The 15281-nt window shown below is 46.3% G+C and carries 10 protein-coding genes; 1 reads left to right on the plus strand and 9 read right to left on the minus strand.

The annotated features are described in order from the left end of the window. Positions 1-82: 82 nt before the first annotated feature. The 6 genes from KO501_RS14215 to KO501_RS14240 all read right to left on the minus strand — a co-directional run bounded on the left by KO501_RS14215 (position 83) and on the right by KO501_RS14240 (position 7599). A complete protein-coding gene (locus KO501_RS14215) occupies positions 83-817 on the minus strand; it encodes a DUF481 domain-containing protein (protein WP_252728427.1) in 735 nt (244 codons plus the stop codon). A gap of 161 nt (positions 818-978) precedes the next feature. Next, the gene (locus KO501_RS14220; RefSeq protein WP_216030327.1) at positions 979-1803 is read right to left on the minus strand and encodes an HDOD domain-containing protein; all 825 of its coding nucleotides are present in this window, start codon (positions 1801-1803) and stop codon (positions 979-981) included. Between the two features lie 52 nt (positions 1804-1855). Beyond that, positions 1856-2143 carry a DUF1289 domain-containing protein gene (locus KO501_RS14225; protein ID WP_216030638.1) on the minus strand — a complete coding sequence of 96 codons (288 nt, stop codon included), beginning with the start codon at positions 2141-2143 and terminating at the stop codon, positions 1856-1858. A 138-nt stretch (positions 2144-2281) separates the two neighbouring features. Beyond that, entirely contained in the window at positions 2282-2992 is a 711-nt protein-coding gene (locus KO501_RS14230; protein ID WP_216030328.1) for an SIMPL domain-containing protein, read from the minus strand. 243 nt (positions 2993-3235) lie between these two features. Next, complete coding sequence (locus KO501_RS14235; RefSeq protein WP_216030329.1) at positions 3236-6361, minus strand: multidrug efflux RND transporter permease subunit; 3126 nt, start codon at positions 6359-6361, stop codon at positions 3236-3238. After that, the gene (locus tag KO501_RS14240) at positions 6361-7599 is read right to left on the minus strand and encodes an efflux RND transporter periplasmic adaptor subunit (RefSeq protein WP_216030330.1); all 1239 of its coding nucleotides are present in this window, start codon (positions 7597-7599) and stop codon (positions 6361-6363) included. The genes KO501_RS14235 and KO501_RS14240 overlap by 1 nt, the downstream gene beginning before the upstream one ends. 129 nt (positions 7600-7728) lie before the next feature. On the opposite strand from KO501_RS14240, the gene KO501_RS14245 reads away from it, so the two are divergent. Continuing rightward, complete coding sequence (locus KO501_RS14245) at positions 7729-8796, plus strand: LysR family transcriptional regulator (protein ID WP_216030331.1); 1068 nt, start codon at positions 7729-7731, stop codon at positions 8794-8796. 81 nt (positions 8797-8877) lie between these two features. Here KO501_RS14245 and lpdA read toward each other — a convergent pair whose 3' ends face one another. The 3 genes from lpdA to aceE all read right to left on the minus strand — a co-directional run bounded on the left by lpdA (position 8878) and on the right by aceE (position 15114). Continuing rightward, complete coding sequence (lpdA, locus tag KO501_RS14250) at positions 8878-10296, minus strand: dihydrolipoyl dehydrogenase (protein ID WP_216030332.1); 1419 nt, start codon at positions 10294-10296, stop codon at positions 8878-8880. Between the two features lie 151 nt (positions 10297-10447). Further along, on the minus strand, positions 10448-12427 hold the full coding sequence (gene aceF / locus KO501_RS14255) for a pyruvate dehydrogenase complex dihydrolipoyllysine-residue acetyltransferase (protein ID WP_216030333.1): 1980 nt from the start codon (positions 12425-12427) through the stop codon (positions 10448-10450). A gap of 20 nt (positions 12428-12447) precedes the next feature. Further along, the gene (gene aceE, locus KO501_RS14260; RefSeq protein ID WP_216030334.1) at positions 12448-15114 is read right to left on the minus strand and encodes a pyruvate dehydrogenase (acetyl-transferring), homodimeric type; all 2667 of its coding nucleotides are present in this window, start codon (positions 15112-15114) and stop codon (positions 12448-12450) included. Between the last annotated feature and the right edge of the window lie 167 nt (positions 15115-15281).

Here is a 15281-nt window from a genome sequence, read left to right on the forward strand (position 1 = left end):
TTCCCCATCTGAAATCCGATGCCAGTCACTTGGCTGGATTGATGCGCGCTGTCTATCAGCGTCGTCGGCTTATCATTATTCTTTAGAAAAAACGGTAAACAATGGATACCGTTGTTTCTGTATTCAAACCTTCGGAATCATCCAAAGGTTGTGTGTCATATGACAAAGTAATACCTAGCTTCATGGCTAACGAATCAAACAGGCTGGCAGAAAGGGCCGTTTCAGACCGTGTTTTGATATTATCTTCACCGACTTCTGCGCTCATAAACTGGCGCAAAAGTGCACCTGTATGCCATTCATACTGATACTCACCCGAAGCCCGTACTATAAAGCCGTTATTCACATTCGTTTCGGTGCCGTCTTCTGGTGCCACAAAGGCATAACCGGGGCCTACACTGTAGCGAAAAGAGCTTTCATCATCTTTCCACATTCGGCGCGACCAGCCTCCAGCTAACGAAGCCCGGTAGTCATAACCATTAAACCGATCATCCTCGTAGTCGGCATACATAAATGTGCGTCGACCCGGCGTTTTCAACTTATAATCGAATTGCACGTAACCGAAAAAACGCTGAGCGGATACTTCGGTGGAAGTTTCGCCATCGTCGTCTTCTGTAAGGGATTCTGTATAAAGCATTTCAGCAGAATAGTTATTATTCCAGTGTGCTGTATCGTGCTCTGAACGCAAGGCACCTTTAAATGAAGTTGTCTCGGTATTACCAGAGGCGGCAAGGATACCTATTTCGCCATCCAGGGTAAAGCGCGGATGGCCCTCATCACTACCAAAGTCTACATCTGAGTTGTAAAGCGTATTGATCATACTGCTATCATCAGCCCACAACGGCTTACAGAATACTAGAAGTAAACATGCAAACAATCGCCACTGAGTTATAAATGGTTTAAGCATGGATATTTTTTATTAACTACTTGTTGTTATTCGCGCATGGTATAACGCCGTTAGTAAAATCCCAAATGGGTTTTCTATAACACCGCCGCCGCTACTTTTTCAGTTTCTGTGTTTGCGAAAGTGATGATATTTTTCAAATTATCATTATCAATGTTTAATTTATGCGTTATTTCAGGCGTTAATAGCTCGATACTGCCGTATTCTGACTGTATATTTTCACGAATTGTAACCCGCATTGAACACGCCAACAAACCAATATCCGCGTCTTCTGCCTGTTTGGCCGCATCGTGTACGCATTTCACCGGATAGTACAACTTCATGGGTAAATGCCACTTTTCCATAATTGCCCCAGAACAGGCCGCAAAGGTAAAACCAAAATGCCGCTGCTGTTTTTGCCAAGGTAATTCATCTGACGGCAACTGCTTATAGGCTAAATAGTTTTCTGGATCATACTTAGCCACAACCAGTTCGCTTAAGTTATTTAAAATACCCAATACAAAAAAACGTTCACTGCCTCTTAAACACTCAGACTTAGCCAGCATCTTAGCCAACACGCCATTATAAACTGACAAATACCAATGCTGCTGTATATCCACATACTGGCTGTTGAAGTGTTTAAACGCCGTATTCGCGGTTTCTGCAATGACCAGGTTATAAAGGGCCTCGCCACCAATAACACTGATGGCTTTACTCACCGAATCAATTTGCGAAGGAAAGCGAAACAAGGCACTGTTAGCAAGCCGCAAAATTTTTGCCGTAAGAGAGGGATCGAAAGAAATAAGGCGACCGATATCCTCTGCGTCTGAGCGATTATCATCCAGCACTTCACGCATCTTCAAACAAATTTGAGGAAGCGTAAACGACTCTGTTGCATAGTTGATGTATTTATCCAGTAGCATTAATGTTGCCCTTCTGTTTTTTGCTATTGGCGTAATGAGTTATTCCACCCAATCACGAATCACGTTGATCGGGGAACAAGACCTGCTGTTGTGGCCCTTGCTTTGTTTCATCATCTTCTGTGGATGACCGTTGCCGTAACGCCGCTTGTTTACGACGCTGACAAGCACGAATAATCGTTCGTTTTGCCGCATCATCCACTTTTAACCAGTAAAGCCTTTCATCGCGACTGCGATAACACCCCACGCAGTACCCTTTTGGCCCCGACTGACAAACGCCGATACAGGGGCTAGGGACAGCAAAAAACTCCATCTGGTTAGGATGATTGGTTTTTACCGCCATCGGTAGCCTGCTAACAATGTCTCTGTTGCTGGTATCACTGCTATACCCCGGATTGTCACTATCACAACCTGTGAAGTGTACAAAATTCATTCACAAACCGACAGTGTAGCCATTGCCGTTGTAATTGTATAATGTTCCTTAGTCCACCAAGGTGTATGCAATGGTAGAAACCACCCGCACTTTCTTTATATGGGGGTGATGGGCATCCCGGGCTGAAATTGTAAACTGCCCTTGGTTAGCATGTTTAATCTTACCTAATTGACTTTGTGAATCTCGGGCAAATTTTTCTGCCACTTCCCTGGCATTTACCGTCGCTTCCTCGATCATATCGGGCTTTACTTCATTTAAACGACTAAAAACGTATTGGGTTTGTGCATTGTATTGCTGTACTGAAAACACAATACCCTGCTTTATCAAACTGGTAATAGACGGCATAACCGAACGTACTTTCTCGACATTGGCAGAGTAAACGGTGATGGTTTGAGTGGCGCTGTAACGAAACTGCACACTACTGTTGCCACCGTATTGCTGCGCCAACTTATCCGTTATCTCAGGCTGATTTACAGTAATCGCCCCATCGTCAATGCCGTGTTCAAGCAAGAACCCTTTAATGGTATCAGAGTGACTTTCCAAGGTGGTGTAAAGAGCAGGTAAATCATTACTCGCCTCAGTAAATTGAATGGGCCAGATAATGTGATCTGCGGGGTACTCTCGCTCAGATAACCCTTTCACCGTTACCACCCTGTCCCAACGCTTAAAATCGATAAGGGCATGGGTTAATTGAGCCCCGAGCAAACCCAATGCGATAATTAGCCCTGCACCTATTATTGCGGCGGCGGTTTTTGTCATATCAGCGTCCTTTTGTCCTAAGGTGACGATAACTGCTCGGCATATCAATGCTAACTAGCAAGCCCGCTAAGGGTAACAAACCTAGGCTTAACACCGCGAACAATTTACATTGGCGTTCACAATAACAAGCAAAAACGCCAACTTTAAGGTTCAAAGATGGCAAATTATGGCAACAGGCAAAAAAAACCGCCCTTAAAAAGAGCGGTGATGTAAAACAAACATTAGATTATCGAGCCAAAGGACTTACCCTTTTTTATGTCGTATCAGGTAATAGAAAACCGGCGTTAATACCAATCCAAAAAACGTTACCCCTATCATGCCCGAAAACACCGCCACGCCCATGGCTTGGCGCATCTCTGCGCCGGCTCCGGTGGAAAGCACCATCGGTAACACTCCCATAATAAAAGCAATAGACGTCATTAAAATAGGGCGTAAGCGCAACCGACAAGCCTCAATTACAGCTTGAAGTGCACTACGTCCCTGTTCTTCGAGTTCTTTGGCAAACTCCACAATTAATATGGCATTTTTGGTAGCCAGGCCAAACAACACGATTAAACCAATTTGGGTAAATATGTTGTTATCTCCCCCATAAATACCAACGCCAATCAGGGCACTTAGCAAGGTCATCGGTACAATCAGTATTATGGCTAACGGTAAGGATAAACTTTCGTACTGGGCCGCTAACACCAAAAAGACCAGTAACACGACAAGGGGAAACACATACAAAGACGCATCACCCGCCAAAATTTGCTGATACGTTAACTCTGTCCATTCGTACGTCATACCAATGGGCAAGGTCTCATCTAAGATCCGTTCAATTGCCGCCTTGGCTTCATCCGAGCTATAACCAGGCATAGGTGCACCGTTAATTTCTGCCGTTACATAGCCATTGTAATGCATGACTCGGTCTGGGCCGGAAGTATGATTTATCTCTAGGAATGCCCCTAGTGGTATCATTTCCCCTTGTTCGTTGCGTATTTTAAACTGTTTAATTTGTTCGGCGTTTTGACGAAATGGCGCATCGGCCTGCACGTTCACTTGAAAAGTACGGCCAAACAAATTGAAGTCATTCACATACACAGAGCCAAGATAAGTTTGCAATGTATCAAATAGGGTATCGATGTTTACTCCCATGCCGATGGCCTTGGTTCTGTCTACATCCACATCTAGCTGAGGCACATTTACCCGATAACTGCTAAAGGTGCCGGTTAATGCGGGGTCTTGCCAGGCTTTTTGTACCACCTGTTGCGTTACGGTGTTGACACTTTCAAACCCGAGGTTACCTCGATCTTGGAGCTGCAACCTAAACCCGCCTATGGTGCCTAACCCTTGAACAGGTGGCGGGGGAAACACCGCCACATACGCCTCTTTGATGGCGGCAAACTTTTGATTCAATTGACCAGCAATAGAAAGCGCAGATAACTCAGGCGCTTCCCGTTCAGCAAAGGGCGTTAATGCAAAAAACACCACACCTGAACTAGGACTATTCGTAAGCCCATTGATGTTGAGCCCCGGAAACGCCACCACATCCGATACCCCTGCTTGTGTTAACGCTAAAGCAGACATGTTCTGTATTACAGCTTCTGTACGATCTAGCGAAGACGCATCCGGCAACTGAGCAAACGCCACCAAATACATTTTGTCCTGCGCGGGCACATACCCGGTGGGCGATGAACTAAACTGCTGCCACGTTAACGCCAATAGCGCTGCATACAACACCATAACGATGCTGGATTTGCGAATAAGTGCGCCCACACCTAAGGTATAAGCCCCTGCACTACGTTCAAAAAAACGATTAAAGGGATCAAAAAGCCAACGCCCTAATGCTTTGTCCATTGTGCGGGTTAACCAATCTTTTGGCGCGTTGTGAGGTTTTAGTAACAACGCGGAAAGTGCGGGGCTAAGGGTGAGTGAGTTTACAGCCGAAATGACCGTGGAGATGGTAATGGTAAGGGCAAACTGTCGATAAAACTGCCCTGTGAGCCCAGACATAAATGCGGTGGGAATAAATACCGCTGCCAGTACTAAGGTGGTGGCAACAATGGGGCCGGTGACTTCTTTCATCGCAATCGTGGTCGCTTCCACCGGACTATGTCCATCGGCAATATTGCGCTCCACATTCTCTACCACCACAATGGCATCATCCACCACAATCCCAATGGCCAGCACCAAACCAAACAAAGACAAAGCATTCAACGAAAACCCCATAAGGTGCATAAATGCAAAGGTTCCCACTAACGATACAGGCACGGCCACCAAGGGAATAATAGACGCCCGCCAGGTTTGTAAAAACAAAACCACGACCAACACCACCAACAAAACCGCTTCGAATAAGGTGTTAATTACCGCTTTGATAGAACCGCGCACAAACACGGTAGGATCGTAAACAATGTCATAGTCTAAGCCTTCGGGAAATGCCTGAGACAAAGTACTCATTGTCGCTCTAACATCATCACTGATTTGAATCGCATTGGAGCCCGGAGCTTGGAAAATAGGAAGTGCTGCAGCGGGTTTGTTGTTTAATAAAGAGCGTAATGTGTAGTAATCGGCGCCAAGTTCAATGCGAGCGACGTCTTTTAGGCGAATAATTTCGCCGCTGCTACCCACTTTAACGATAATGTCGCCAAACTCTTTTTCATCCAGCAAACGGCCCCGTACATTAATCAGCAACTGAAATTCACTGCCTCCGGCGGGCTGGGCCCCTAAGCTTCCCGCTGCGGCTTGCTGATTTTGTGCCTCGATGGCGCTAACAACATCGCTTGCATTTAACTTTAACGCAGCAATTTTATTCGGGTTTAGCCATACCCGCATGCTGTATTCTCCCGCCCCGAACAGGCGAACTTCACCCACACCATTAATGCGGTTAAGTTCATCTTTGATATTCTGTTCGGCGTAGTTAGATAAATACAGCATATCGTAACGACTATCCGGTGAAGTAAGGTGCACTACCATGGTTAGGTTTGGTGATGATTTTTCCGTTACCACGCCTAGTCGCTGCACTTCTTGAGGCAACCGCGGTAAGGCACGATTCACTCTATTTTGCACCAAGGTGGTGGCGTTATCAGGATCTGTACCAATGGCAAAGGTAATGGTTAACGTCATGCGACCATCTGAGTTTGCTTGGCTGGACATATACAGCATATTTTCAACGCCATTGATTTCCTGCTCCAGTGGCGTTGCCACCGTCTCGGCAATGACTTTGGGGTTCGCTCCGGGATAATTAGCCGTGACGACCACGGTGGGAGGCACAACCTCTGGGTATTCGGTAATAGGTAATTGCCAAACCGCAATGGCACCACCAATAAAAATCAGTAACGACAATACTCCGGCAAAAACCGGCCGATGGATAAAAAAGCGGGAAAAGTTCATTAACGCTGTCCTTGGGGCAAGGTTAATGGCGGTAACGCCGCCGTGAGCGCGCCATTGCTATCGATATAACGCTGCCACACTTGTAACTGCTTAAGGGCGTCGCTTTCTTCCATAGAAACAACATTAGGCGCCACAGATGCACCAGGACGAACCCGCTGTAGTCCATTCACAACCACGGTTTCGTTTGGACTTAACCCTTCATCAATAAAACGCAATGAGCCTACTTTATCGCCAAGGGACACGGCACGGTAAGAAAGGGTATTGTCCTCACCTACCACCAAAACATATTTGTTATTTAAATCGGTGCCCACTGCGGTTTCATCAATAAGAATTCGCTCTTTAGACACGCCACTGGCTAGCCGTAGATGTGCAAACAAGCCGGGCACGAGATCGCCAGATTGGTTATCAAAGGCAGCTCGCACTTTAATCGTACCAGTATCAGGGTTTACCTGGTTATCCACAAAATCCAACTGTCCCCAGTGATCATAAGTGGTGCCATTGGCCAGCTGCATGGCCACCGGCAACTGACGTAATTGTTCAAAATTCTTATCTTGGGTATAGCCAAGATAAGTACTTTCATCGATATCAAAATAAGCATATAACCGTTGTGTAGAGACAATCGACGTTAAAACACTTTGCCCTGCGGTTACGTAATTTCCAGTAGTTATATTGGCGCGGGATATACGCCCCGATATAGGCGCCTGTACACGAGCAAATCCACGATTTAGCTGCGCTAATTGTAATGCAGCTTGTGTGGCAGCCACATTGGCTTTGGCCTGCTCTACCCCCGCAATTCGGGTGTCGGCCACTTCATTGGAAATGGCCTGGGTACGCTGCAATGACGCGGCCCGCTCAGCATCTAGTTTGGCTAACTTTAGCCGACTTTTAGCTTCATCTAACTGCGCCGTTAACCGAGCCACCTCAGCTTTAAAGCCACGGTTATCAATAAGAAACAAGGTTTGCCCTTGCTCCACCCATTGCCCTTCGTCAAACGCCACAAAATCAATATAGCCAGATACCCGTGGCCGCAGCGACACAGTTTCTACCGCTTCTAGGCGACCGGTGAATGAATCCCATTGGGAAATCGTGGTGTGGATAACAGGTGCGACATCAACCGGTATTGCCGCCGTAGCAGCACTGCTGGTCATCATTTTTTCAGGGTTAACTTCATTGCTGCCACAGGCGGTTAGATAAACCGTGACACCAACAAACAGGGCCGTTTTTAATATGTTTTTCATCGCAGGCATTCTCGTTAAGTGTGAATGCTGCGCATTATGCCCACGGTAAAACAATAAAAATAATTATATTTTTATATACAACACATCATTTCGTGTAATATATAAAAATCAATTTTTAGAGGAAACATCGTGCGCTCACAAGATCTCAATTTACTTATGATATTTGATGCCATTATGACGGAAGGCGCGATTACCCGCGCGGCAGAGCGCTTAGCAATGACGCAACCAGCGGTCTCTAATGCCTTATCTCGCATGCGTACAGCCTGGGGCGATGAACTATTTGTGAAAGATGGAAGGGGCATTCAACCCACTGCATTTGCACGAAACTTGTGGAGCCAAATCCAAGGCCCATTGGGACAATTAGAAAATGCCGTGGATCCGGTGGCATTTGACCCATCAACGTCTCAGCGTACATTTCGTATCGCCGCGACCGATACGTTGGTAAATATGGTTTGGGGTCCGTTGCGGCAAATAATTGAACAAGAAGCTCCGGGCATTAATATCTATGCCATTCCTAACCCGAATAGTGATTGCGACAAAATTTTAAAAGATGCCGAAGCCGAGCTAGCCATCTCTAAATACTTTTTACCCACCAATGTTATTCGTAGCCAACATTTGATGGATCCTAAGTACGTAGTGGTAATGCGTCCAGGCCATCCCTTAGCCAAAGAGCAATTATCTTTAGATGATTTCGTGGGAGCACAGCATTTGCTGGTATCTATAACTGGCGATACCACCGGCCCCACAGACCAAGCCTTAACCAATCTTGGCTTAAGTCGGCGCATCGCCATGACGGTAAACGATTTCTATAACGTGCCCCCCTTGTTACAACAAAGCGATCTTATCTGTGTTGCCCCGTCGTTAGTGGTAGAAGAGGATATTTTTTCTGGGCGCTTAGCAGTTTTTGAAACACCGGTAGACGTGATGGCCACCCCAGTTTCTATTTTATGGCATAAGCGCCAAGATGTAGATCAGGGATTACAATGGTTACGGCATCATGTAGTACGGATCATTCACGAACGTATAGCGCAGCACGATGCTCGCCTAGCCCAGTGCTGTCGAAAAGGTTATTGCCCTGAAACAGTAAAAACCATGAAAGCCCGGCAGATACAACAACAGTGTGAACGCCCCACTACCCCGTTAACCGTTACACCAAAGAAAATGGGCAAAAATAGAGAAGAAGACAAAACGGTGTAGGTAGGTTTTCGATAAAAAATGACATAATAAAAACAAAAAAACGAGGCGAAAAGCCTCGTTTTTTTTAACTCGTACTGGCGATTATTTTTTCTTCGCTTTCGGATTAGGTAAGTCAGTAATGCTGCCTTCAAAAATTTCTGAAGCCAAGCCAATAGACTCATTGAGCGTTGGGTGAGCATGAATGGTTAATGCCACATCTTCGGCATCTGCACCCATTTCAATGGCTAGGCCAATTTCACCAAGCATTTCACCGGCGTTGGTCCCCACCATTGCACCACCGATAACTCGAGCGGTATCTTTTTCGAAGATCATCTTCGTCATACCGTTAGTGGCATCAGAAGCGATTGCACGACCAGAGGCAGCCCAAGGGAATACCGCAGTTTCGTAGCTAATGCCTTGTTCTTTAGCTTCTTTCTCAGTTACGCCAACCCAAGCGACTTCTGGCTCTGTGTAAGCAACAGAAGGAATACAACGCGGGTCGAAGAAGTGCTTCTTACCGGCAATGACTTCAGCGGCAACATGGCCTTCATGTACAGCTTTGTGAGCCAGCATAGGCTGACCTACCACATCACCAATGGCGAAGATGTGATCAACATTAGTTTTCAGTTGCTTATCAACATTGATGAAACCACGATCATCAACATTAACGCCTGCAGTTTCCGCACCAATGGCTTTACCATTTGGACGACGGCCAACGGCAACCAACACTTTGTCGTAACGAACAGCTTCAGACGGCGCTTTTTTCCCTTCAAAGGAAACATACAAACCATCATCCTTCGCTTCAACGCCAGTAACTTTGGTTTCTAGCATCACGTTGAACTTGTCTTTATAGTCTTTCATAAAGACTTTCATGATGTCTTTATCAGCCGCAGGAATTAACTGGTCTAAGAATTCAACCACGTCAATTTTTGAACCTAAGGCTTCATATACAGTGCCCATTTCTAGGCCGATGATACCACCGCCTAAAACCAGCATTTTTTCTGGAATGTCTTTCATTTCCAGTGCACCGGTAGAATCGATTACACGGTCATCTTCAGGAATGAAAGGAAGAGATACCGGCTCGGAACCTGCGGCAATAATGGCTTTTTCGAAAGTAATGGTGGTTTTACCGTCTTTACCTTCTACTTCGATGCTATTCGCGCCAGTGAACTTACCGTAGCCTTGTACGTGCTTCACTTTGCGCATTTTCGACATACCCGCCAAGCCTTTAGTCAGCTGACTTACTACGCCGTCTTTGTACTCGCGAATTTTATCTAGATCCAGTTTAGGCTCGCCAAATGTTACGCCATGCGCAGACAGATGTTTTGCTTCTTTGATCACTTTAGCCACATGCAATAGTGCCTTAGAAGGAATACATCCAACGTTAAGACAAACACCGCCTAATGTATCCCGTGAATCTATGATTACTGTTTCTGTGCCTAAATCGGCTGCGCGGAAAGCTGCGGAATAACCGCCAGGGCCGCCACCCAGTACCACTAATTGCGTTTTAATTTCGCTCATCGTGACCTCAAAAAATCTGTCCAAATTTCAATAAGTGCGTAACACGCTTGAATTTTAACTAGGGCGTGAAAGCCCTGTAAAGTCAGAAAGGAATAATTCCCTCTAAAAAAACGGATAAAGGGAGCATACCACTCCCTTTATTAACTCTAAACTAAAGCAACATCTGGCGCATGTCTTCCAGAACTGCTTTTAAGTGTACAGCAAACCTTGCTGCCACCGCGCCGTCAATAACACGATGGTCGTAGGACAGTGAGAGCGGTACCATTAGGCGTGGCTCAAACTCCTTGCCGTTCCACTTCGGTTTGATGTCACTTTTAGACACACCCAAGATAGCAACGTCAGGGGCATTTACAATAGGTGTAAACGCTGTACCGCCGATGCCGCCTAAGCTGGAAATGGTAAAACAACTTCCTTGCATGTCTGCAGATTTCAACTTACCGTCCCGCGCTTTTGCACTGATTTCCATCAGTTCGCGAGAAATATCCATGATGCCTTTTTTATCAACATCACGTACCACCGGCACGACCAAACCTCCCGGCGTGTCGACAGCAATACCTATATGGTAATATTTTTTCTGAATTAAAGACTCACCGTCTGCAGAAAGTGATGTATTAAATAACGGATACGCTTTTAATGCGTCCGCTACCGCCTTCATCATAAATACCAGCGGGGTTATCTTAACACCCAGTTTGCGTTTCTCAGCAATTTTGTTCTGATCTTTACGGAATGCTTCTAGATCAGTGATATCCGCTTCCTCAAATTGGGTAACATGAGGAATGGTTACCCAGTTGCGATGCAAATTAGGGCCAGAAATTTTCTGAATACGTGTTAATGGCTTCTCTTCAATTTCACCAAATTTTGAGAAATCCACTTTCGGTGGTGGAATAACCTGCAAGCCACCGCCACTGCCTTGGCCAACCGCACCGGCCGTTGCTTTAGGACGAGCCAATTCATGTTTTACGTAAGACTGAATGTCTTCTTTAACAATACGGCCTTTGCGTCCTGAAGCATCTACCTGGGTTAAGTCTACACCAAATTCCCGCGCCAAACGGCGTACAGAAGGTGAGGCATGAACTTTACCTGATTTAGGTTTTGAACCCGCAGACGGATGATGAGGTACAGGTGGCTTTTTCTGTTGCGGAGCAGACGCGCTAGGCGCTTTTGCTGCCGGCTTGCTTTCTTGTTTAGGTGCAGCAGGTTTCGCCGCGCCTTTCACTTTCAGCATGATTACCGGTGTACCTTGAGACGCTTTATCACCTTGCTTGATAAGTACCTTAGTTACAGTACCGCCTTTAGGGGCAGGTACGTCCATGGTGGCTTTGTCAGTTTCAAGAGTAATAAGGCCATCTTCGGCTTCAACGGTGTCACCTTCAGAAACCAGTACTTCAATAACGTCTACATCGGCGTCATCGCCAATATCTGGCACGGTAACTTCAATTTCTTCTTCGCTACCTTCATCAGAAGCACTTTCCTCGGCGCTAGGCGCTGAAGTAGACTCTTGCACTGGTGCTGAAGCGCTATCACTGCTTTGTTCGCCTTCCACTTCTAGGGTAAGGACCAGTGAGCCTTCAGACACTTTGTCGCCTTCTTTCACCTTCAAGCTAACCACTTTACCGGCTTGAGGTGAAGGCACGTCCATGGTGGCTTTGTCGGTTTCTAACGTAATTAAACCGTCTTCAGCAGCAACCGTGTCACCTTCAGCAACCAGCACTTCGATAACATCCACATCGGCAGCATCACCAATATCAGGAACCGTCACTTCGATGGTCGCACTACCGCCAGATGATGCAGGCGCTGGGTCTTCTTTTGGCGCCTCTTCTTTTGGTTCTTCTTTTGGTGCTTCTTCTTCAGGGCTTTGCTCTGCTGGCTCTTCAGCAGGCGCATCGTCAGATCCTGCGGCTTCTAATTTTGCCAGCAAATCACCTTCAGAAATTTTATCCCCTACTTTCACGTTCAGCTCTGAGATTTTTCCAGCGAAAGGTACTGGAATATCCATGCTAGCTTTATCACTTTCAACCGTAACGATGGAGTCTTCTGCTTCCACCTCGTCGCCAACGGCAACACACAGTTCAATGACTTCAACCTGGTCTTCGCCTAGGTCGGGTACGAGTACGTCTTTAATATCTGCCATTTTCGTTAGTCTCCCTTTCCTTAAGCGTAAAGTGGGTTAACTTTCTCGGCATCAATACCCAGATCTGTCATCGCTTTAGACAGGGTCTTGGCATCAACATCACCCGCTTTGTACAGTTCGTACAAGGCAGCATATGCAACATGTGCAGCGTCAACTTCAAAGTGACGACGCAAATTCGCACGGCTATCTGAGCGGCCAAAACCGTCAGTACCCAACGCACGATAAGGTCCAGGAACAAAGTCACGTACCTGATCTGCATAGTTTTTGATGTAATCTGTTGCCGCAATGGTAGGACCATCATTACCGTCGTTTAACACTTCAGTAATGTAAGGCACTTTGCTATCACCGTCAGGGTGCAGCATGTTGTAACGGTCACAGTCTTGACCTTCACGGGTCAGTTCGTTAAACGAGGTTACGCTGTAAACTTCTGCTTCTACATCGTAATCTTCAGCCAACTTGGCCGCCGCTTCACGGACCTGCTCCATGATGGTACCCGAGCTAAGCAATTTCACTTTCTTCTTGCTCTTACCTACGGTATCTAACTTATAAATACCTTTAACAATGCCTTCTTCGGCACCTTTAGGCATAGCTGGCTGCTTATAGTTTTCGTTCATCACGGTGAGGTAATAGAACACGTCTTCTTGATCTTCAAGCATACGACGTAAACCGTCTTGCACAATAACCGCCACTTCGTAGCCGTAAGTCGGGTCGTAACTCACACAGTTAGGAATCAACGCCGCTTGGGTATGAGAATGACCATCTTGGTGCTGCAGACCTTCACCGTTAAGGGTTGTTCGGCCCGCCGTTCCACCAACAAGGAAACCACGTGTACGAGAGTCACCTGCGGCCCAGGCGAGATCGCCTACCCGTTGGAAACCAAACATGGAATAGTAGATATAGAACGGAACCATTGGCAGGTCGTTGGTGCTGTAAGCAGTACCGGCTGCTAACCATGAAGCCATGGCACCTAGCTCGTTGATACCTTCTTGCAGTACCTGACCTTTTTTATCTTCACGGTAGTAAGCAACCTGATCAGAATCCTGTGGCTCATATTTTTGACCTTGTGAAGAATAAATACCCACTTGACGGAACAAGCCTTCCATACCGAAAGTACGGGCTTCATCAGGAATGATAGGTACAACACGCTTACCAATTTTCTTATCTTTCAATAAGGCGGTAAGCACCCGTACAAAGGCCATGGTGGTAGAAATTTCTCTGTCGCCAGAGCCTTTTGTTACCGCTTCGAAGGCTTTCAGTGCAGGCACAGGTAAATCTTCTGAGGCTTTAGCACGACGTACCGGCATATAACCATGTAAGGCTTCACGACGAGCGCGCAAGTACTTCATTTCCTCGCTGTCTTCGTCGAACTTAAAGTAAGGCAAATCAGAAAGCTGTTCATCAGTAACTGGAATGTTAAAGCGATCACGGTAATGTTTCACCGCTTCCACATCCATTTTCTTCACTTGGTGAGCAATGTTTTTACCTTCACCCGCAGCTCCCATACCGTAACCTTTTACGGTTTTCGCTAAGATAACCTGAGGACGACCTTTGGTTTTCACAGCACGATCATAAGCGGCATACACTTTTACTGGATCGTGGCCACCACGGTTTAGACGCCAGATGTCTTCATCTGACATGTTCGATACCATTTCTTTCAGCTCTGGGTACTTACCAAAGAAGTTTTCACGGGTGTATGCACCGCCCTTCGCTTTACAGTTTTGGTATTCACCGTCAATGGTTTCGTTCATGAGATCAAGCAACTTGCCTGATGAATCACGGGCTAATAGTGGATCCCAATAGCGACCCCAAATAACCTTAATAACTTCCCAGCCAGCACCACGGAAAGTCCCTTCCAATTCCTGAATGATCTTGCCGTTACCACGTACCGGGCCATCAAGGCGCTGCAAGTTACAGTTGATCACGAAAGTCAGGTTGTCCAGCCCTTCACGGGAAGCCAAGCCAATTGCACCTAAGCTTTCTGGCTCATCACACTCACCGTCGCCTAAGTAGCACCATACGCGCTGCTCAGAACAATCTTTAATTCCACGATCGGTAAGGTATTTAAGGAAACGAGCAAGATAAATGGCTTGCATTGGACCTAAGCCCATAGAAACCGTTGGGAACTGCCAAAAATCAGGCATTAACTTAGGGTGAGGGTAAGAAGACAGCCCTTTGCCATCCACTTCCTGACGGAACATATCTAACTGTTCTTCAGTTAAACGACCTTCAATAAAGGCACGGGAATAAATACCTGGCGCCACGTGGCCCTGATACATGACATAGTCGCCGCCGTCTTTTTCATTAGGTGCACGATAGAAGTGGTTAAAGCCCACATCGTAAAGCATGGCTGATGAGGCGAAACTGGATATGTGTCCACCTAGATCCAAGTTCTTTTTAGAGGCGCGTAAAACCATCATTAAGGCATTCCAACGCAGGGCGTTACGAATTTTACCTTCAATAGTTTGGTCACCAGGCATGGTTGGTTCTTGCCCCGGTGGAATGGTGTTGATATAGGCCGTGGTTGCGTCGTACGGCAAGTGGGCACCATTTCTGCGTGCTTTCTCAATCAGTGATTCAAGTAAAAAGTGAGCACGTTCAACGCCCTCTTCTTCTAGTACTGACTCTAACGACTCCAGCCATTCTTGTGTTTCTTGGGGATCCACATCTTGGTGCATCATTTCAGTCATGGTGCCATCCTATTGTTGCTGATAGTAAAAACCATCCTTACCGACCACAGCCGGAGGATGATAAGACTAAACTAGGTTGTACATTGTATGAGCCTAAGTAGCTCACCGTTTTTTTATTTTCTTACCAAAAAATTGCAGGTAAGTGTTCTGCTTCATAGGACACTCGC

Source organism: Alteromonas sp. C1M14 (assembly GCF_018860965.1).
In the GTDB taxonomy this organism is placed as follows: domain Bacteria; phylum Pseudomonadota; class Gammaproteobacteria; order Enterobacterales; family Alteromonadaceae; genus Alteromonas.